At 65.7% G+C, this 18,501-nt stretch carries 18 protein-coding genes and 2 tRNA genes; 2 read left to right on the top strand and 18 right to left on the bottom strand.

The genetic code is table 11. From position 1 onward, the window contains the following. From nuoK to LXB15_RS08250, 13 genes are all read right to left on the bottom strand, one after another. Entirely contained in the window at positions 1-309 is a 309-nt protein-coding gene (gene nuoK / locus LXB15_RS08310) for an NADH-quinone oxidoreductase subunit NuoK (protein ID WP_233952350.1), read from the bottom strand. A 17-nt stretch (positions 310-326) separates the two neighbouring features. Next, positions 327-944 (bottom strand): NADH-quinone oxidoreductase subunit J, encoded by a 618-nt coding sequence (locus tag LXB15_RS08305; protein WP_233952349.1) that lies wholly within the window; start codon positions 942-944, stop codon positions 327-329. A 127-nt stretch (positions 945-1,071) separates the two neighbouring features. Next, the gene (gene nuoI / locus LXB15_RS08300) at positions 1,072-1,563 is read right to left on the bottom strand and encodes an NADH-quinone oxidoreductase subunit NuoI (RefSeq protein ID WP_163041851.1); all 492 of its coding nucleotides are present in this window, start codon (positions 1,561-1,563) and stop codon (positions 1,072-1,074) included. 6 nt (positions 1,564-1,569) lie between these two features. Then, complete coding sequence (locus LXB15_RS08295) at positions 1,570-1,791, bottom strand: hypothetical protein (protein WP_233952348.1); 222 nt, start codon at positions 1,789-1,791, stop codon at positions 1,570-1,572. Next, a complete protein-coding gene (gene nuoH, locus LXB15_RS08290) occupies positions 1,788-2,834 on the bottom strand; it encodes an NADH-quinone oxidoreductase subunit NuoH (RefSeq protein ID WP_370640216.1) in 1,047 nt (348 codons plus the stop codon). Before nuoH ends, LXB15_RS08295 begins: the two co-directional genes overlap by 4 nt. A gap of 21 nt (positions 2,835-2,855) precedes the next feature. Continuing rightward, entirely contained in the window at positions 2,856-4,931 is a 2,076-nt protein-coding gene (nuoG, locus tag LXB15_RS08285; RefSeq protein ID WP_233952346.1) for an NADH-quinone oxidoreductase subunit NuoG, read from the bottom strand. Between the two features lie 14 nt (positions 4,932-4,945). Then, a complete protein-coding gene (gene nuoF, locus LXB15_RS08280; RefSeq protein WP_233952345.1) occupies positions 4,946-6,256 on the bottom strand; it encodes an NADH-quinone oxidoreductase subunit NuoF in 1,311 nt (436 codons plus the stop codon). Between the two features lie 20 nt (positions 6,257-6,276). After that, the gene (nuoE, locus tag LXB15_RS08275) at positions 6,277-7,767 is read right to left on the bottom strand and encodes an NADH-quinone oxidoreductase subunit NuoE (protein ID WP_233952344.1); all 1,491 of its coding nucleotides are present in this window, start codon (positions 7,765-7,767) and stop codon (positions 6,277-6,279) included. A 150-nt stretch (positions 7,768-7,917) separates the two neighbouring features. Then, on the bottom strand, positions 7,918-9,108 hold the full coding sequence (locus LXB15_RS08270) for an NADH-quinone oxidoreductase subunit D (protein WP_233952340.1): 1,191 nt from the start codon (positions 9,106-9,108) through the stop codon (positions 7,918-7,920). Beyond that, a complete protein-coding gene (locus tag LXB15_RS08265; RefSeq protein ID WP_233952338.1) occupies positions 9,101-9,538 on the bottom strand; it encodes a GFA family protein in 438 nt (145 codons plus the stop codon). The genes LXB15_RS08270 and LXB15_RS08265 overlap by 8 nt, the downstream gene beginning before the upstream one ends. 18 nt (positions 9,539-9,556) lie before the next feature. Beyond that, complete coding sequence (locus tag LXB15_RS08260; RefSeq protein ID WP_233952336.1) at positions 9,557-10,162, bottom strand: NADH-quinone oxidoreductase subunit C; 606 nt, start codon at positions 10,160-10,162, stop codon at positions 9,557-9,559. 11 nt (positions 10,163-10,173) lie between these two features. Beyond that, entirely contained in the window at positions 10,174-10,761 is a 588-nt protein-coding gene (locus LXB15_RS08255; protein ID WP_233952334.1) for an NADH-quinone oxidoreductase subunit B family protein, read from the bottom strand. Beyond that, complete coding sequence (locus LXB15_RS08250; protein WP_233952332.1) at positions 10,752-11,117, bottom strand: NADH-quinone oxidoreductase subunit A; 366 nt, start codon at positions 11,115-11,117, stop codon at positions 10,752-10,754. Before LXB15_RS08250 ends, LXB15_RS08255 begins: the two co-directional genes overlap by 10 nt. Before the next feature lie 321 nt (positions 11,118-11,438). Between LXB15_RS08250 and LXB15_RS08245 the strand changes: the two genes are divergently transcribed. After that, positions 11,439-11,765 (top strand): hypothetical protein, encoded by a 327-nt coding sequence (locus LXB15_RS08245; protein WP_233952329.1) that lies wholly within the window; start codon positions 11,439-11,441, stop codon positions 11,763-11,765. 142 nt (positions 11,766-11,907) lie between these two features. Here LXB15_RS08245 and LXB15_RS08240 read toward each other — a convergent pair. Continuing rightward, positions 11,908-11,984 (bottom strand) — tRNA-Asp (locus LXB15_RS08240). A gap of 287 nt (positions 11,985-12,271) precedes the next feature. Between LXB15_RS08240 and LXB15_RS08235 the strand changes: the two genes are divergently transcribed. Continuing rightward, positions 12,272-12,347 (top strand) — tRNA-Val (locus LXB15_RS08235). 842 nt (positions 12,348-13,189) lie between these two features. Here the strand turns inward: LXB15_RS08235 and hupB are convergent. The 4 genes from hupB to LXB15_RS08215 form a co-directional block, all read right to left on the bottom strand. After that, a complete protein-coding gene (hupB, locus tag LXB15_RS08230) occupies positions 13,190-13,468 on the bottom strand; it encodes a DNA-binding protein HupB (protein ID WP_163041863.1) in 279 nt (92 codons plus the stop codon). Between the two features lie 164 nt (positions 13,469-13,632). Continuing rightward, on the bottom strand, positions 13,633-16,053 hold the full coding sequence (gene lon / locus LXB15_RS08225) for an endopeptidase La (protein WP_233952327.1): 2,421 nt from the start codon (positions 16,051-16,053) through the stop codon (positions 13,633-13,635). A gap of 225 nt (positions 16,054-16,278) precedes the next feature. Continuing rightward, on the bottom strand, positions 16,279-17,547 hold the full coding sequence (gene clpX / locus LXB15_RS08220; protein WP_233952326.1) for an ATP-dependent Clp protease ATP-binding subunit ClpX: 1,269 nt from the start codon (positions 17,545-17,547) through the stop codon (positions 16,279-16,281). A 219-nt stretch (positions 17,548-17,766) separates the two neighbouring features. Then, on the bottom strand, positions 17,767-18,399 hold the full coding sequence (locus LXB15_RS08215) for an ATP-dependent Clp protease proteolytic subunit (protein WP_233952325.1): 633 nt from the start codon (positions 18,397-18,399) through the stop codon (positions 17,767-17,769). Positions 18,400-18,501 lie beyond the last annotated feature (102 nt).

Here is an 18,501-nt window from a genome sequence, read left to right as displayed (position 1 = left end):
TCAGCCTTTCATCGTGTTGACGTCGTCGACGGCGATGGAGCCGCGGATACGGAAGAAGACCACCAGGATGGCGAGGCCGATCGCCGCTTCGGCGGCCGCGACGGTCAGCACGAAGAGCGCGAAGACCTGCCCGACGAGGTCGTTGAGGAAGGCCGAGAACGCCACGAAGTTGATGTTAACGGCGAGCAGGATCAGCTCGACCGACATCAGGATCGTGATGATGTTCTTGCGGTTCATGAAGATGCCGAAGACGCCCGTGACGAACAGGATCGCGCCGACTGTGAGGTAGTGTCCGAGACCGACTTCCATTGCCAATTCCTTCGCTCTCAGATGCCCTTGCCGCTCTCGACCTTGCGGATCTCGATGGCGGTAGCCGGGTTGCGCGCGACCTGCGTCGGGATCGACTGGCGCTTCAGCCCTTCCTTGTGGCGCAGCGTCAGGACGATCGCCCCGATCATCGCGACGAAGAGGATCAGTCCGGCGAGCTGGAAGAACAGGATGTAGCGCGTGTAGAGCACGCTCCCGAGCTGTTCGATGTTCGACATCGCGGCGACCGGCAGCATCGGCATCGCCGTGGCGGCGGACAGCTGCGGGTCGTAGTAGTTGCCGGTGACCGCGATGATCAGCTCGGCGAGCAGCACCATGCCGATGATCGCCCCGATCGGCGCATATTTCAGCGCGCCCTGCTTCATCCGCCCGAAATCGAGGTCGAGCATCATCACCACGAACAGGAACAGGATCGCGACGGCGCCGACATAGACGACGATGAGGATCAGCGCCAGGAACTCCGCCCCGACGAGCAGGAACAGCCCGGCCGCGGCGACGAAGGTGAGGATCAGGAAGAGCACCGAGTGCACCGGATTGCGCGCGAACACGACCATCAGGGCGGCACCGACCGCGATCAGCGCGAAGACGTAGAAGAACAGTGCCGGAAGGCCCAGCATGGTCGGGCTCCTTGTGGTGGTCTTTCAGGCGGCCGGCAGGCCGCCGCCTCGGAAAGTCGGGTGCCGGCGGCAGCTGCTACCGCAGGCGGATTCAGGGGTGCGGGCCGGGGCGCATCGCCCCCGCCGATTAACGGTAAGGCGCGTCGAGCGCAATGTTGCGGGCGAGTTCCCGCTCCCAGCGGTCGCCGTTGGCGAGCAGCCGCTCCTTGTCGTAATAGAGCTCTTCCCGGGTCTCGGTCGCGAACTCGAAATTCGGCCCCTCGACGATCGCGTCAACCGGGCAGGCCTCCTGGCAGAAGCCGCAATAGATGCACTTCACCATGTCGATGTCGTAGCGCACCGTGCGGCGGGTGCCGTCGTTGCGGCGCGGGCCGGCCTCGATGGTGATCGCCTGGGCCGGGCAGATCGCCTCGCACAGCTTGCAGGCGATGCAGCGCTCCTGGCCGTTCGGATAGCGCCGCAGCGCGTGCTCGCCGCGGAAGCGCGGGCTCACCGGGTTCTTCTCGAACGGGTAGTTCACGGTCGCCTTGGGCGCGAAGAAGTACCGCATCGACAGGCCGAAGGCCTTCACGAACTCGACGAGGAACAGCGACCGGACGGTCTGGGCGATGGCGTTCATGAAGACCTAGCCTCCCATGTTCGAGGCAATGACCGGGCCGACGAACCAGCCGACGACCGGAAAGAGAATTAGCTGCGAGAACCGCGCCACTTGCAGCGCCAGGCTGGGGCCGACCGGCTCCGAAGAGCGCCGACGCGCCATCATGTCCCGCATGTAGCCGAGCAGGAAGAAGTCGCCGACGCCGATGACGAGACCGACAAGGGCACCGATGAGCGCCGGGTCGGTCATAGGACCACCGGGCCCCAGCCCATGAACTGCAGCACGAAGGCGACAATCACCACCATCGCCAGCGAGATCGGCAGGAACACCTTCCAGCCGAGCCGCATCAGCTGGTCGTAGCGGTAGCGCGGCACGAAGGCCTTCACCATGGCGAACATGAAGAAGCACAGCGCGACCTTGGCAAGGAACCAGACGACGCCCGGGACCCAGGTGAAGGGCGGAAAATCCAGCGGCGGCAGCCAGCCACCCATGAACAGGATGGTCATCAGGCAGCACATCAGGGTGATGGCCGCGTACTCGCCGAGCATGAACATCATGTACGGGGTCGAGCCGTACTCGACCATGAACCCCGCGACGAGCTCGGACTCGGCCTCCGGCAGGTCGAAGGGCGGCCGGTTCGTCTCGGCCAGGGCCGAGATGAAGAACACGACGAACATCGGGAACAGGCCAAGCCAGTGCCAGTCGAGGAAGGAGCTCGGCAGGCCGACCATGGTGCCCAGTCCGATCTGCTGCGCCAGCACGATGTCTGTCAGGTTGAGCGACCCGACGCAGAGCAGCACGGTGACGATGACGAAGCCGATCGAGACTTCGTAGGAGACCATCTGCGCCGCCGAGCGCAGCGCGCCGAGGAAGGCGTATTTCGAGTTGGAAGCCCAGCCGCCCATGATCACGCCGTAGACCTCGAGCGAGGAGATGGCGAAGACGTAGAGGATGCCGAGATTGATGTCGGCGATCACCCAGCCATTGGCGACCGGCACCACCGCGAAGGTCGCCAGCGCCAGCGTCACCGCCACCAGCGGCGCCAGCAGGAAGACGATCTTGTCGGCGCTCGCCGGGATCACCGGCTCCTTCAGCACGAACTTCAGGAGGTCGGCGAAGGACTGGAACAGGCCCCAGGGCCCGACGACGTTGGGGCCGCGGCGCAGCTGCACCGCCGCCCAGATCTTGCGGTCGGCGAGCAGGATGTAGGCGATCAGGACGAGCAGGACGACGAGGAACAGGACGCTCTGCGCCAGGATGATCAGGCCCGGTAGGACGTAGAGGGAAAACATGTCTGCCACGGTCGCCGTCCCTTACTCTGCGGCTTCGAGCTGCGCGTCGTGCGCCAGCTGCGAACATTCGGCCATCACCTTCGAGGCGCGAGCGATCGGATTGGTCAGGTAGAAGTCGCCGATATGCGAGGCGAAGGAGAGGCCCGAAAGCCTGGGCGCGCGATCGGCGAGCGCCAGGATGGCCGCGGCGTCCGCAGGCTCGACGAAGTCGGACTGCATCCACGGGTGCGACTGATACAAGTCGCGCCGCAGCGCCGCAAGGGAATCGAAGGGCAGCGTGCGTCCCAGCACGGCCGACAGGGCCCGCAGGATCGCCCAGTCCTCGCGCGCGTCGCCGGGCGGGAAGGAGGCGCGGCTGCCGATCTGCGCCCTGCCCTCGACGTTCACCCAGGTCCCGGACTTCTCGGTATAGGCCGCGCCCGGCAGGATGACGTCGGCGCGGTGCGCGCCGCGATCGCCATGCGTGCCGATGTAGACGACGAACGGCCCGGCGGCGATGTCGACCTCGTCGGCACCGAGGTTGAACAGCACGTCGACGCCGCCTGCCGTCATCGCGGCGAAGTCCTGCCCGGACTCGCCCGGCACGAAGCCGATATCGAGGCCGCCGACGCGCGACGCGGCGGTGTGGAGGACGTTGAAGCCGTTCCAGTCTCCACTGATCGCACCGACCTGGCGGGCGAGAGCGGCGACCGCCGCCAGAACGCCCGCGCCGTCACGCCCGGCAAGCGGGCCCTGGCCGAGGATGATCATCGGTCGCTCGGCGGCCATCAGCGCGTCGAAGAAGCCCTTGCTGGCCCCCTCGATGTCGGAGAGCGTGTCGCTGCCGGCGCCGAGATAGGTGGCGTCGTAGCGAAGGTCGATCGGCTCGCCGATCACCCCGATCGGGAAGCCGCCCATCCGCCAGCGCTTGCGGATCCGGGCATTCAGCACGGAGGCTTCGAAGCGCGGATTGGCGCCGATGATCAGCAGCGCGTCGGCATGCTCGATGCCGGCGATGGTGGTGTTGAAGAGATAGGACGCCCGGCCATCTGCGGGGTCGAGCTGCGCGCCGTCCTGGCGGCAGTCGAGGCTGGTCGAGCCGAGCTCGGCCATCAGCCGCTTCAGCGCCCACATCTCCTCGACGGCCACGAGGTCCCCGGCGACGGCGCCGATGCGGCTGCCGTCGACACCGTCGACCCGCGCCTTGATGGCGGCGAAGGCCTCGGCCCAGCTCGCCGGGCGCAGCCGCCCGTCCTGCCGGACGTAAGGCTGGTCGAGGCGCTGGGTGCGCAGACCGTCCCAGACGAAGCGGGTCTTGTCGGAGATCCACTCCTCGTTGATCTCGTCATTGGTGCGCGGCAGGATCCGCATGACCTCGCGGCCGCGCGTATCCACCCGGATCGCCGAGCCGACCGCGTCCATGACGTCGACGGTCTCGGTCTTCGACAGCTCCCACGGCCGCGCCTGGAAAGCGTAGGGCCGCGAGGTCAGCGCGCCGACCGGGCAGAGGTCGATGACGTTGCCCTGCAGCTCCGAGGTCATCGCCTGCTCGAGGAAGGTAGTGATCTCGGCATCCTCGCCGCGGCCGACCAGGCCGAGTTCGGAAATGCCGGCGACTTCCGTGGTGAAGCGGACGCAGCGGGTGCAGTGGATGCACCGGGTCATGATCGTCTTGACCAGCGGGCCGATATATTTGTCTTCGACCGCGCGCTTGTTCTCCTGGTAGCGCGAGCGGTCGACGCCGAAGGCCATCGCCTGGTCCTGCAGGTCGCATTCGCCGCCCTGGTCGCAGATCGGGCAATCCAGCGGATGGTTGATCAGCAGGAATTCGAGCACGCCCTCGCGCGCCTTCTTGACCATCGGCGTGGTGGTGAAGACTTCCGGCAGCTCGCCGTTCGGCCCGGGCCTGAGGTCGCGCACGCCCATGGCGCAGGACGCCGCCGGCTTCGGCGGTCCACCCTTCACCTCGACCAGGCACATGCGGCAATTGCCGGCGATCGACAGGCGCTCGTGGAAGCAGAAGCGCGGGATCTCGGCGCCGGCGGCCTCGCAAGCCTGCAGCAGCGTGAAATGGTCCGGTACCTCGACCTCGATATTGTCGACTCTCAGCTTGGTCATCTGCCAGATCCTGCCTATTCGGCCGCTTCGAGCACGGGCCGGCGGTCGGCATCCGCGTTGCGCGTGAACTCGTCGATGCGCCGCTCGATCTCGGCGCGGAAGTGCCGCACCAGACCCTGGATCGGCCAGGCGGCGGCGTCGCCGAGGGCGCAGATCGTGTGGCCTTCGACCTGCTTGGTCACGTCCAGCAGCATGTCGATCTCGCGCTTCTGCGCGTTGCCCGTCGCCAGGCGCTCCATCACACGCCACATCCAGCCGGTGCCCTCGCGGCACGGCGTGCACTGGCCGCAGCTCTCGTGCTTGTAGAAGTAGGAGAGCCGCGCGATCGCCCGGACGATATCCGTCGACTGGTCCATGACGATCACAGCGGCGGTGCCGAGCGACGTCTTGATGTCGCGCAGCCCGTCGAAATCCATGGGCGCGTCGATGATGTCTGCCGCCGGCACCAGCGGCACCGAGGAGCCGCCGGGAATCACCGCCAGCAGATTGTCCCAGCCGCCGCGAATGCCGCCGCAATGCTTCTCGATCAGCTCGCGGAAGGAGATGCCCATGGCCTCTTCCACCGTGCACGGCCGCTCGACATGGCCGGAGATGCAGAAGAGCTTGGTCCCGGTGTTGTTCTGACGACCGATGCCGGCGAACCAGGCGCCGCCGCGGCGCAGGATGGTCGGCGCGACTGCGATCGACTCGACGTTGTTGACCGTGGTCGGGCAGCCGTAGAGGCCGACATTGGCCGGGAACGGCGGCTTCAGCCGCGGCTGGCCCTTCTTGCCCTCGAGGCTTTCGAGCAGCGCCGTCTCCTCGCCGCAGATATAGGCCCCGGCGCCGTGATGGACGATGATGTCGTAGTCCCAGCCGCACTTGTTGTTCCGGCCGAGCAGACCCGCCTCGTAGCACTCGTCGATCGCCTGCTGCAGCGCCTGGCGCTCGCGCACGTATTCGCCGCGGACATAGATGTAGCAGGTGTGCGCCGCCATCGAGAAACCCGCATAGATGCAGCCCTCGATCAGCGTGAACGGGTCGTTGCGCATGATCTCCCGGTCCTTGCAGGTCCCGGGTTCGGATTCGTCGGCGTTGATGACGAGGTAATGCGGGCGGGCGGGATCGGCTTCCTTCGGCATGAAGGACCATTTCAGCCCGGTCGGAAAGCCGGCGCCGCCGCGTCCGCGCAGGCCCGACGCCTTCATCTCGTTGATGATCCAGTCGCGGCCCTTGCCGATGATCTCGGCCGCGCCATCGAAATGGCCACGCTTCATCGCGGCCTTCAGGCTCTTGTCCCTGAGACCGTAGATGTTGGTGAAGATGCGGTCTTTATCCTGAAGCATCTATCGTCTCCTCGCCCGCGTCATGCGCGGCCCGCGACGTCGCCCTGCAGCGCGCGCGCCTGGTCGATCCAGCGGTCGCGCAGGACGCGGCCGCGGAAGTTCAGGTAGTTGTCGACCCAGACGAGTTCGGCCTCGCGCCACTCGGCGATCTGCCAGTAGTGGAACACGCCGAGCGCGTTGAGCTTGTTCTCGATCACCGGGCCGATGCCCTTGATCCGCTTCAGGTCGTCCTTGTCGCCGCGCGGCTCGGTCAGCAGGTCATGCGGTCGCTCGCCGGCTTCCTTTGCCGCATCGCCGCCCTCGCCCCGGCTGGCGAAGTGATCCTTCGCGACGGGTCCCGGCGACGTGTCCGACGTATCCGTGCGGTCGCCTTCGATTTCCGACGGATCGAGCGGGACCGGGGCCACCAGATCCGGCGATGCCCCGCGGCGATCAAGCGGCGCGGCCTGATCCTGCGGACGGTACTTGTCGGAAATAGTCGCGGCCTCGGCGGCGGCTTCCTGGGCGCCCAGATCGCCGCCCGTCGGCGCCTCGCCGGTCGCCATGTCGCCCGAAACCTGGTCCGACTCGGCCGCGTCGCGATCGGCCTGGTCGCTGGGGCGTGCGTCGACCGTACCGCCCTCCTGGCCGGATCCCGGTCGTCCGGCCGCAGCGACCAGTTCGTCGCCGACGTCTTCTTCGGCTGCATGCGAGTCGTTCGCCGCATCGGCCTTGCCCGGTGCGGAAATGCTCGGATCGGTCTCTTCGGCGTAGGCATCGGGGCGACCCGCCTTGGAATCGTCCTCCGTCACGGCCGCTCCGGCGCCGCCGCCCTGCGGCGCAGCGCCCGATGCCGGTCGGTGCTCGCCTGCGTCGGAACCGCCCGCACCCGCGGTCTGTCCGTCGGCGATCAGGTCGTCGTAGTCGCCGGTGAGGCTCGTCAGGCCGCCGAGCGGCGCCGACAGATGGCGGCCGTTCTGCGGGCCTGGCGCAACTTCTGCGCCGCGGCCAGCCTCGAACAGGTCGATGATCTCTTCCAGGCGCTCCGGCGTCAGGTCCTCGTAGGTGTCGTGGAAGACCATGACCATCGGCGCGTTGACGCAGGCACCGAGGCACTCGACCTCTTCCCAGGACAGGGTTCCGTCGGCGTTGGTGTGGAACGGCTCCGGGTGGATCTTGCTGCGGCAGACGTCCTTGAGGTCGTTGGCGCCGCGCAGCATGCAGGGGGTCGTCCCGCAGACCTGGATGTGGGCGCGGGTGCCCACCGGCTTCAGCTGGAACTGGGTATAGAAGGTCGCGACCTCGAGGACGCGGATCAGCGGCATGGCCAGCATGTCGGCGACATACTCGATTGCCGCCTTGGTGACCCAGCCTTCCTGATCCTGCGCGCGCATCAGGAGCGGGATCACTGCCGACTGCTGACGACCCTCGGGATATTTACGGAGCGTCGCCTCGGCCCAGCGAGCGTTCGCTTCGGAGAAGGCGAACCCGGCGGGCTGGACGGTATCTTCCGCGAGACGTCGGACAGACATCGGACCTCGACTTAGAACCGGTTCAACATTGCGATGTTGCGGCGCGTTCTATCACATGAATGACAAAAGGCCAGTGGCCGAAAGCCGCAGCGGCTGGCCGTTCGGCCAGCCCTGCGGGCATCGGATGGTGGCCGCAGAGGGTTGATTCGCCTAGCGGTCGACCTCGCCGAAGACGATGTCGAGCGTGCCGAGAATCGCCGAGACGTCCGCCAGCATGTGCCCCTTGCAGAGGAAGTCCATGGCCTGGAGATGGGCGAAGCCCGGCGCCTTGATCTTGCAGCGGTGCGGCTTGTTGGTGCCGTCGGCGACGAGATAGACGCCGAACTCGCCCTTCGGCGCCTCGACCGCGGCATAGACCTCGCCCGCCGGCACGTGGAAGCCCTCCGTGTAGAGCTTGAAGTGGTGGATCAGCGCTTCCATCGAGCGCTTCATCTGGGCGCGGCGCGGCGGCACGACCTTGCCCTCGGAGGCCGAGACCGGCCCGACGCGATGCGCGCCCTGCAACTGCTCGACGCACTGCTTCATGATCTTCACCGACTCGCGCATCTCGACCATGCGGATCAGATAGCGGTCGTAGCAGTCGCCGTTCTTGCCGATCGGGATGTCGAAATCCATCTCGTCGTAGCACTCGTAGGGCTGCGACTTTCGCAGGTCCCAGGCGGCGCCAGAGCCGCGGACCATCACGCCGGAAAAGCCCATCGCCCAGGCGTCCTCCAGCGTCACGACGCCGATGTCGACATTGCGCTGCTTGAAGATCCGGTTGTCGGTCAGCAGGCCCTCGATGTCGTCGCAGACCTTGAGGAAGGGGTCGCACCATGCGCCGATGTCGTCGATGAGCTGCGGCGGCAAGTCCATGTGAACACCGCCGGGCCGGAAATACGCGGCGTGAAGCCGCGACCCGGACGCCCGCTCGTAGAACACCATGAGCTTTTCGCGCTCCTCGAAACCCCACAGCGGCGGCGTCAGCGCGCCGACGTCCATGGCCTGGGTGGTCACGTTGAGGAGGTGCGACAGGATGCGGCCGATCTCGCTGTAGAGCACGCGGATCAGCTGGCCGCGCTTCGGCACGCCGACGCCGACCAGCCGCTCGATCGCGAGGCAGAAGGCGTGCTCCTGGTTCATCGGCGCGACGTAGTCGAGCCGATCGAAATACGGGATCGCCTGCAGGTAGGTCTTGTGCTCGATCAGCTTCTCGGTGCCGCGGTGCAGCAGGCCGATATGCGGGTCGACACGTTCCACCACCTCGCCGTCGAGCTCCAGCACCAGGCGCAAGACGCCGTGCGCGGCCGGATGCTGCGGGCCGAAATTGATGTTGAAGTTGCGGACGTCGATCTCAGCCATGCGGCTCTTCCTGCGTGGGCGCGACTTTGGCGAAGAATTCCGCGCCGGTCATCATCTCGGTCTGGTTGGCGAACTCGTACCAGTTCGGCTTGGAATCGACGAAGATCTGGCGGACGAAAGGCGGATCGCCGAGATCGTCGATCGCCGTCGCCGACAGCGCGTAATGCTCGCCATCGACGCTGCGCCAGAACAGCGTGGTGCCGCAAGTGCGGCAGAAGCCCCGCTCGCCCCAGTCCGACGAGCGGTAGATGCCGAGCGAGTCGATGCCGGCAGGAATGACGTTGGTGGCGCCCTCGACGGTCAGGAACGGCCCTGCGGTCCAGCGACGACATGAATCGCAGTGGCAGGCGGCGATCTCGAGTTCCTCGAAGTCGGCGTCGATCCTGACACCGCCGCAGAGGCACTTGGCGTGCAAACGCTTCCGGGTCATCTCCACCCTCCTCCGTTGCTACTGCTTGGCCTTCTCGTCCCCCGGCAGGACGTACTCGGTCCCCTCCCAGGGCGACAGGAAGTCGAAGCTGCGGAATTCCTGGCGCAGCTCCACCGGCTCGTAGACGACCTGCTTCTTCTCGTCGTCGTAATGCACCTCGACGAAGCCGGTCAGCGGGAAGTCCTTGCGCAGCGGATAGCCCTCGAAACCGTAGTCGGTGAGGATGCGGCGAAGGTCCGGATGGCCGGTGAAGAGGATGCCGTAGAAGTCGTAGGCTTCGCGTTCGTACCAGTCGGCGGCGGGATAGACGTCGCAGATCGATGCCACCGGCTTGTCCTCGCCGGTGGAGATCTTGACGCGGATGCGCTGGTTCTGGCGCGGCGACAAGAGGTGGTAGACCACCTCGAAGCGCTTGGCGCGGGCCGGGTAGTCGACGCCGCACAGGTCGACGAGATTGACGAACTGCGTCTGCGGGTCGTCGCGCAGGAAGCTCAGCACCCGCACGATAGCCTCCGGCGCCACCGTCAGCGTCAGCTCGCCATAGGCGAAGCGGCGTTCGATCAGGTGCTCGCCGAGCGTCTCGGCGACGTAGTCGGCCAGATCGGTGGTCGCAAATTCACGCATGCTTGCCCCGTTCAGCGTTCGATCGTTCCGGTGCGGCGGATCTTGCGCTGCAGCAGCAGCACGCCGTAGAGCAGCGCCTCTGCGGTCGGCGGGCAGCCCGGGACGTAGATGTCCACCGGCACGATCCGGTCGCAGCCGCGCACCACCGAATACGAATAGTGGTAGTAGCCGCCGCCATTGGCGCAGGAGCCCATGGAGATGACGTAGCGCGGCTCCGGCATCTGGTCGTAGACCTTGCGCAGCGCCGGGGCCATCTTGTTGGTCAGCGTGCCCGCGACGATCATCACGTCGGACTGGCGGGGCGAGGCGCGCGGGGCGAAGCCGAAGCGTTCGGCGTCGTAGCGCGGCATCGACATCTGCATCATCTCGACGGCGCAGCAGGCAAGGCCGAAAGTCATCCACATCAGCGAGCCGGTGCGGGCCCAGTGGATCAGCTCGTCCGTCGAGGTGACGAGGAAGCCCTTGTCGGCCAGCTCGTCATTGATGTCGGTCACGAACGGATCGGCGGGGGCCGGCGTCAGCGGCCGGGCCGGCGCCGCTCCGGCATCGACGGCCGGCGAACGCAGCAGCAGCGGCTCGGAACCCTTGATCAATCCCATTCCAACGCGCCTTTCTTCCATTCGTAGATGAAGCCGATCGTCAGCACGCCGAGGAACACCATCATCGACCAGAAGCCGAACCAGCCCAGCGTCCCGAAGGTCGCCGCCCAGGGAAACAGGAACGCCACTTCGAGATCGAAGATGATGAACAGGATCGACACCAGGTAGAACCGAACGTCGAACTTCATCCGCGAATCGTCGAACGCATCGAACCCGCACTCGTAGGCGGAGAGCTTCTCGTCGTCCGGCGCCCTGAACGCCACCAGGAACGGCGAGACCAGCAATGCCAGACCGATGAACAGGGCGACGCCCACGAAGATCACGATCGGCAGATAGGATGCGAGAAGCAGGTTCATCGCCTCGGAGCCTCATATCGGGTTGCCGCGGAACACCCGCAACGGGCGGATCGTCGCGGTAAACGTGCGCGTCTACCGATCCGTGTCGGATCGGCGGGGCCGCGGCCAGCGTCTCGGCAATGTCTGCCGCAATGCGGCGAGAACTATCCCCTTCTCCACGGCGAAGCAAGGCGCCGGCAACGCCGGAAACAGCGACGGGAAAGCATCGTCCGCGACCGGGGCGTCGCGCTTCGCCGCCGGCTCGGCTAGGCTCGCGGCAGACGCCGCCGGAGCCGGCACACAGGCATCCCGGCGCGCCGTCGCCGCAGAGGAGAAAGCATCATGGTCGAACGCGCATCCACCCCATGGCAGCCGATGTCCAGCGCCCGCCGCGACGGCGCGCGGATCCTGGTGACCGTCCGCGCCGGCGAACAGGGCCCCGCCGAGGTCGATACGGTCCGCTGGACGAGCCCGCGCGGCGCACCGGAAAAGGCCTGGGTGGCGACGGATACCGACGCCGACGCGCCCGTCGCCTACGAGGACGACGAATTGCTGGCGTGGATGCCGTTCCCGGAGCCGACGGCCGAGCACGGCGCGGCCCCTGCCCCCATCTGGCCGGAGCCGGCGCTGGAGAGCGACTTCGAGGAGGAGCAGGGCTCGGGGATCTGACGTCGCCGACGATCGATGCGTCGCCTCCCGCGCCGGTTCTCTGATGGGCCGGCGCGACGGGGACCGCCGCCGCAGCGATGGGGCGCGGCCTGCATGTCGATGGCAATGTAAGGGGGATGGCCGAAATCGGCCGGGTAGAAACTGGCGCGAGTGACGGGGCTCGAACCCGCGACCTCCGGCGTGACAGGCCGGCACTCTAACCGACTGAGCTACACCCGCGCTCGGCCGCTTGCGCGGCTTGTGAGCGGTCGTTTACGGGCATCCCCGGGGGCTGTCAAGCGAAAGCCGCCAAGAGAGCCGGGACAAAACGGCGACCGTCGCCAACCCGTCATAATCGGCCAAAAATGCCGGCTTTCGTGGCCACAGCCCTGCCGCGCGGAAGCGGCTCCCGGGCGAATCGCCCGTAGCGGGCGATGGACGCCGCCCGGCCGCGCCGACCGATTCTCGCCGGCTCAACAGGGCGCCGACTCTTGCCAGCCGACCGGCAAAGTCCTAGACGGAGCCGGGGGCGATTAGCTCAGTTGGTAGAGCGCCTCGTTTACACCGAGGATGTCGGCAGTTCGAGCCTGTCATCGCCCACCATCCCCCTGCATTGATATCGCTTTAAGCGCCTGGATTGCTGGCTTCGGCCCATGGCCCAGCGGCTCACCTAGCGCCAAGCCAACAGCGTTTCCTCGTATGATCGGCTCGTGGTGCCAAGGAGCTTCGCCGCGGCCACCCCAGAACTGTCGCTGATGCTCACTACGATGGCCGGAGTTGCGGCTGGCCCTGCCCGCTAGATGCTGCGCAGAAGAAGCACACGTCACCGCCGCCGCTGTCGATGTGCAGGATCGACGGAGGCGAGAGCGACAAGGCGATCGAAATCACCAAGGCGCTTAGGACACTGACGAGACGCTTAGGCTCGTGGGGCTTGGGCACAGGCAGACTCCTTCATTGATGACAACAATGAGGTCTGTTCCCGTGGGGAACTCAGATATCCGCTTAATCGGATTGCCGTGGCAAGTGTGACAGCGCGAGATTCTACGCTTATCCAGCAAGTTCGCTGAGTGAATGCCAGGCAACCTACTGATTTTGCTGTATTTTCCTCTCCCCAGGAAAATGCTCGATCAGGCGCACGACAAGATCGGGAAGTGCTCTTCCAACGGCTTTGAAGACGTCGGACGGACGAACAGCGGACCGGCGGGTTTCCTTGCCGTCCAGCCGTTCCCGCTACGGCGGTGACCGGCGGTAGCGACGCAATCGATTACGTGCCAGCAATCGTGCCATCGCTTGGCGCGATCGCCCTAGGCACACCCACTCTATCCTGCCGCAGGCGACGACTCTCCGCCCTGCGTGCGATCGCCGCCGCGCTGTAGGGAACATGACCTCCTGAAACGCAAACGGCCGGGACAAGCCCGGCCGTTCGGCAGTGCAGGCGGTGAGGCCTACTTGTTGTTGACGGCGTCCTTGAGACCCTTGCCGGCGGCGAATTTCGGCACGTTGCGTGCCGGAATGTCGACTTCTGCGCCGGTCGACGGGTTGCGGCCCTTGGAGGCCGCGCGATGCGAGACGGAAAACGTTCCGAAGCCGACCAGGCGGATGTCGTCCCCCTTGGCCATCGCCCCCTGGATGATCTCGAAGATCGCATCCACGGCGGTTCCTGCCTGCTGCTTCGACAGCTCGGCCTTGTCTGCCACGGCAGACACGAGTTCGTTTTTGTTCATCAAATACCCTCCTGATTCGTAAGTCGTAACGACTCCGTGAGCACGGTGGTCAACTTTCGCGGATCGTCAACGCTTCGGCAACGGCAAAGTGCCGGATTCCGGGGACTTTGCAAAAAAAATGCCGCCCCGGAGGGCGGCATTTTCCATAAAAGCGGTCGGTGCGATCAGTGGGCAACAGCCGTTGCCCCTTCGTCGACCAGCGGAGTGCCCGTCATCGGCTCGTCCTTTTCGGACCATTCGACCGGCACCAGCGGCTGCACGAGCGCATGCTTCAGCACCTCGCCCATGCGCGAGACCGGGATGATGTCCATCCGGTTCTTCACGCTGTCCGGGATCTCGGCGAGATCCTTGGCGTTCTCCTCGGGGATCAGCACCGTCTTGATGCCGCCCCTCAGCGCCGCCAGCAGCTTCTCCTTGAGGCCACCGATCGGCAGTACCCTGCCGCGCAACGTGATCTCGCCGGTCATCGCGATGTCCCGGCGAACCGGGATTCCGGTCAGCACCGACACGATGGCGGTCGCCATCGCCACGCCGGCAGACGGTCCGTCCTTCGGCGTCGCGCCCTCCGGCACGTGGACGTGGATGTCCCGCTTCTCGAACAGCGGCGGCTTGATGCCGTAGTCGAGCGCACGCGAGCGGACGTAGGACGCCGCCGCGGAGATCGACTCCTTCATCACATCCTTGAGGTTGCCGGTCACGGTCATCTTGCCCTTGCCCGGCATCATCACGCCTTCGATCGTCAGCAGTTCGCCGCCGACCTCGGTCCACGCCAGACCGGTGACCACACCGACCTGATCCTCGGACTCCGCCTCGCCGTAGCGATAGCGGGTGACCCCGAGATAGTCGGCAAGGTTCGCCGCCGTGACCTCGACCTTCGTCGCCTCGCCCTTCAGGATCTGCGTCACCGCCTTGCGGGCGAGCTTCGTCAGTTCCCGCTCGAAGCTGCGCACCCCCGCCTCGCGGGTGTAGCGCTGGGCGATCTCGCGCAGGGCGTCCTCGCTGACCGAGAACTCCTCCGGCTTCAGGGCGTGGTCCTTAATCGCCTTCGGCAGCAGATGCCGCCGCGCGATCTCGACCTTCTCGTCCTCGGTGTAGCCGGCGATCCGGATGATCTCCATCCGGTCCATCAGCGGCGCCGGGATGTTCAGCGTGTTCGCGGTGGTCACGAACATCGTCGCCGACAGGTCGTACTCGACCTCCAGATAGTGGTCCATGAAGGTGGCGTTCTGTTCCGGATCGAGCACCTCGAGCAGTGCCGACGACGGATCGCCGCGGAAGTCCTGGCCCATCTTGTCGATCTCGTCGAGCAGGAAGAGCGGATTGGTCTTCTTCGCCTTCTTCATCGACTGGATGACCTTGCCGGGCATCGAGCCGATATAGGTCCGCCGGTGACCGCGGATCTCCGCCTCGTCCCGCACGCCGCCGAGCGCCATGCGCACGTACTCGCGTCCGGTCGCCCGGGCGATCGACTTCGCCAGCGAGGTCTTGCCGACACCCGGAGGTCCGACGAGGCACAGGATCGGACCCTTCATCTTCGACTGCCGGCTCTGCACCGCCAGGTACTCGATGATCCGCTCCTTGACCTTCTCCAGACCGTAGTGATCGGTGTCGAGGATCTCCTCGGCCTTCTTCAGGTCGATCTTGACGCGCGAGCGGTTGCCCCACGGCAGGCCGAGCAGCCAGTCGAGGTAGTTGCGCACCACCGTCGCCTCGGCCGACATCGGCGACATCTGCCGCAGCTTCTTCATCTCGGCGTTGGCCTTCTCGCGGCCTTCCTTCGAGAGCTTGGTCTTCTTGATCCGGTCTTCCAGCTCGGCCATCTCGTCACGGCCGTCTTCGCCGTCGCCGAGCTCCTTCTGGATCGCCTTCATCTGCTCGTTCAGGTAGTACTCGCGCTGGGTCTTCTCCATCTGGCGCTTGACGCGCGAGCGGATGCGCTTCTCCACCTGGAGCACCGAGATCTCGGACTCCATGAAGCCGAGGGCGCGCTCCAGCCGCTCGCGGACGCTGACGAGGCTCAGCATCTCCTGCTTCTCGGGCAGCTTGATCGCGAGATGCGAGGCGACCGTGTCGGCGAGCTTGGAATAGTCGTCGATCTGACCTGCGGCACCCACCACTTCCGGCGAGATCTTCTTGTTCAGCTTGACGTAGTTCTCGAACTCCGAGACCACCGAGCGGGCCAGGGCCTCGATTTCGACCGGGTCCTCGTCGGCTTCCTCGATGATGTCGGCATAGGCCTCGTGCCAGTCGGTGCGGGCGGTGAAGCTCTCGATGCGCGCGCGGTCGATGCCCTCGACGAGCACCTTGACGGTGCCGTCGGGCAGCTTGAGCAGCTGCAGGACGTTCGCCACCGTGCCGACCTCGTAGATCGCGTCGGGAGCGGGATCCTCGTCGCCGGCGTTCTTCTGGGTGGCAAGCAGGATCTGCTTGTCCGCGCCCATCACCTCCTCGAGCGCCTTGATCGACTTCTCCCGCCCGACGAAGAGCGGAACGATCATGTGCGGGAACACGACGATGTCGCGGAGGGGCAGGACTGGATAGAGGCTGGCTTCGCCTCCGCCGGAACGTTCGGATGTGTGGGACATGGTGTTCCTTTCTACGGCTTCACGCCGTCCAGGCCGTGCGCGGCAGACCTTCATCAAGCATCCGCGGCGCACGCCTCAATGGTCACTATCTGGGCAGGAAGCTCCTGCCATTCAAGCGGTTGCAGGCTACGCACCGGTCATCATACTGTCACCAAAGAGCCCGCCCCGGCGGAAAGCCGGGACGGGCTCCGGTCCGTCCTCAGAGATTGCCGAAATGCAGAGACGTCAGGCGCTGACGTTCTCCTTCTCGGCGCTGCGATCCGCATAGATGTAGAGCGGCCGCGCATTCCCCTCGATAACGTCCTCGGAGATCACGACCTCCTGCACGCCTTCCAGCGTCGGCAGGTCGAACATCGTGTCGAGCAGCATCGCCTCCATGATCGACCGCAGGCCACGCGCCCCGGTCTTGCGCTCGATCGCCTTGCGGGCGATCGCCGTCAGCGCATCCGAATGGAAGGTGAGTTCGACATTCTCCATCTCGAACAGCCGCTGATACTGCTTGACCAGCGCGTTCTTCGGCTGCTCCAGGATCTGCACCAGAGCCGGCTCGTCCAGGTCCTCAAGCGTCGCCAGGACCGGCAGACGGCCGACGAATTCGGGGATCAGGCCGAACTTCAAGAGATCCTCGGGCTCCACCTGGCGGAACACGTCTCCTGTGCGGCGCTCGTCCGGCGACGCGACGTTCGCCGCGAAGCCGATCGAGGTCTTGCGACCGCGATCCGAGATAATCTTGTCGAGCCCGGCAAAGGCGCCGCCGCAGATGAACAGGATGTTGGCGGTATCCACCTGCAGGAATTCCTGCTGCGGATGCTTGCGGCCGCCCTGCGGCGGCACGGAAGCGACCGTGCCTTCCATGATCTTCAGCAGCGCCTGCTGCACGCCTTCGCCCGACACGTCGCGGGTGATCGACGGGTTGTCGGACTTGCGGCTGATCTTGTCGATCTCGTCGATGTAGACGATGCCACGCTGCGCCCGCTCGACATTGTAGTCGGCCGACTGCAGCAACTTGAGGATGATGTTCTCGACGTCCTCGCCGACATAGCCGGCTTCGGTCAGCGTCGTCGCGTCGGCCATGGTGAACGGCACGTCGAGGATGCGCGCCAGCGTCTGCGCGAGCAGCGTCTTGCCGCAGCCGGTGGGGCCGATCAGCAGGATGTTGGACTTCGCCAGCTCGACGTCGTTGTTCTTCGCCGCATGCGCGAGGCGCTTGTAGTGGTTGTGCACGGCGACCGACAGCACCTTCTTGGCGAAGGACTGGCCAATCACGTAGTCGTCGAGGACCGCGATGATCTCCTGCGGCGTCGGCACGCCCTCGCGCGACTTCACCATCGAGGATTTGTTTTCCTCGCGGATGATGTCCATGCAGAGTTCGACGCATTCGTCGCAGATGAAAACCGTCGGCCCGGCGATCAGCTTACGGACTTCGTGCTGGCTCTTTCCGCAGAAAGAGCAATAGAGCGTGTTCTTGGAATCGCCGCCGCTCGTTTTGCTCATTCGTCTTTCCTTCCGATCCGGTCCCCTCCAGGGAATCCGTTTATCGCTTCCGCGTCGAGCCTATCGTCACTTCACCCGCTCGCATAGGACCTGCCTTGGCAGATCGACGACTCCGCAACGCACATTGTCGCACATTACAGCCTAGGGGCGAATGCTTGAGTGGCGCTTAACGGCCTCGCCGGCATTATCCGTCCGCAAGTGTGGCCGTGACGTGGCGCTTCAGGGCTTGACCTCGGTCTCGAGGGCCACTCGCGAGGAGTAGACCTTGTCGACGATACCGAACTCGCGCGCTTCTTCCGCTGTCATGAAGTGGTCGCGATCGAGCGTGCGTTCAATGGTTTCGTAGTCCTGGCCGGTGTGCTCGACATAGATTTCGTTCAGCCGGCGCTTCAGCTTGATGATGTCCTGGGCGTGGCGCTCGATGTCCGAAGCCTGGCCCGAGAAGCCGCCCGACGGCTGATGCACCATGATGCGGGCGTTCGGTGTCGCAAAGCGCATGTCCTTGTGGCCGGCGCAGAGCAGCAGCGAGCCCATCGAGGCGGCCTGGCCGATGCACAGCGTCGACACGGCGGGGCGGATGAACTGCATCGTGTCGTAGATCGCCATGCCGCTGGTCACGATCCCGCCCGGCGAGTTGATGTAGAGCGCGATCTCCTTCTTCGGGTTCTCCGCCTCGAGGAACAGGAGCTGGGCGCAGACCAGCGTCGCCATCGAGTCCTCGATCGGACCGGTGATGAAGATCACCCGCTCCTTGAGCAGCCGGGAGAAGATGTCGTAGGCGCGTTCGCCGCGATTGGTCTGTTCGACCACCATCGGGACGAGGTTCATCGCGGTTTCGACGGGATGTGTCATGGAAGCGTCTCGCTGCTGGGTCGGATGGCGACTACCGGGCGGTAATGCCACAGAATCGGGTTGGGGTCTGTGACCCCGTAGATAGGGCTTTGCAATCGGCCT

This window comes from Aurantimonas sp. HBX-1 (genome assembly GCF_021391535.1).
In the GTDB taxonomy this organism is placed as follows: domain Bacteria; phylum Pseudomonadota; class Alphaproteobacteria; order Rhizobiales; family Rhizobiaceae; genus Aurantimonas.
The sequence above is the reverse complement of the archived record's forward strand: the minus strand, read 5'-3'. Positions and strand labels throughout refer to the sequence as shown.

What these genes read in the sequence shown, in the direction of transcription:
- LXB15_RS08250 (WP_233952332.1), bottom strand. Translation starts at nt 11,117, where the DNA reads ATGAACCTGCTTCTCGCATCCTATCTGCCGATCGTGATCTTCGTGGGC.
- LXB15_RS08255 (WP_233952334.1), bottom strand. Translation starts at nt 10,761, where the DNA reads ATGGGATTGATCAAGGGTTCCGAGCCGCTGCTGCTGCGTTCGCCGGCC.
- lon (WP_233952327.1), bottom strand. Translation starts at nt 16,053, where the DNA reads ATGTCCCACACATCCGAACGTTCCGGCGGAGGCGAAGCCAGCCTCTAT.
- nuoF (WP_233952345.1), bottom strand. Translation starts at nt 6,256, where the DNA reads ATGCTTCAGGATAAAGACCGCATCTTCACCAACATCTACGGTCTCAGG.
- nuoG (WP_233952346.1), bottom strand. Translation starts at nt 4,931, where the DNA reads ATGACCAAGCTGAGAGTCGACAATATCGAGGTCGAGGTACCGGACCAT.
- nuoE (WP_233952344.1), bottom strand. Translation starts at nt 7,767, where the DNA reads ATGTCTGTCCGACGTCTCGCGGAAGATACCGTCCAGCCCGCCGGGTTC.
- LXB15_RS08270 (WP_233952340.1), bottom strand. Translation starts at nt 9,108, where the DNA reads ATGGCTGAGATCGACGTCCGCAACTTCAACATCAATTTCGGCCCGCAG.
- LXB15_RS08260 (WP_233952336.1), bottom strand. Translation starts at nt 10,162, where the DNA reads ATGCGTGAATTTGCGACCACCGATCTGGCCGACTACGTCGCCGAGACG.
- LXB15_RS08295 (WP_233952348.1), bottom strand. Translation starts at nt 1,791, where the DNA reads ATGACCGACCCGGCGCTCATCGGTGCCCTTGTCGGTCTCGTCATCGGC.
- nuoH (WP_370640216.1), bottom strand. Translation starts at nt 2,834, where the DNA reads ATGTTTTCCCTCTACGTCCTACCGGGCCTGATCATCCTGGCGCAGAGC.
- hupB (WP_163041863.1), bottom strand. Translation starts at nt 13,468, where the DNA reads ATGAACAAAAACGAACTCGTGTCTGCCGTGGCAGACAAGGCCGAGCTG.
- nuoI (WP_163041851.1), bottom strand. Translation starts at nt 1,563, where the DNA reads ATGAACGCCATCGCCCAGACCGTCCGGTCGCTGTTCCTCGTCGAGTTC.
- LXB15_RS08215 (WP_233952325.1), bottom strand. Translation starts at nt 18,399, where the DNA reads ATGACACATCCCGTCGAAACCGCGATGAACCTCGTCCCGATGGTGGTC.
- nuoK (WP_233952350.1), bottom strand. Translation starts at nt 309, where the DNA reads ATGGAAGTCGGTCTCGGACACTACCTCACAGTCGGCGCGATCCTGTTC.
- clpX (WP_233952326.1), bottom strand. Translation starts at nt 17,547, where the DNA reads ATGAGCAAAACGAGCGGCGGCGATTCCAAGAACACGCTCTATTGCTCT.
- LXB15_RS08265 (WP_233952338.1), bottom strand. Translation starts at nt 9,538, where the DNA reads ATGACCCGGAAGCGTTTGCACGCCAAGTGCCTCTGCGGCGGTGTCAGG.
- LXB15_RS08305 (WP_233952349.1), bottom strand. Translation starts at nt 944, where the DNA reads ATGCTGGGCCTTCCGGCACTGTTCTTCTACGTCTTCGCGCTGATCGCG.
- LXB15_RS08245 (WP_233952329.1), top strand. Translation starts at nt 11,439, where the DNA reads ATGGTCGAACGCGCATCCACCCCATGGCAGCCGATGTCCAGCGCCCGC.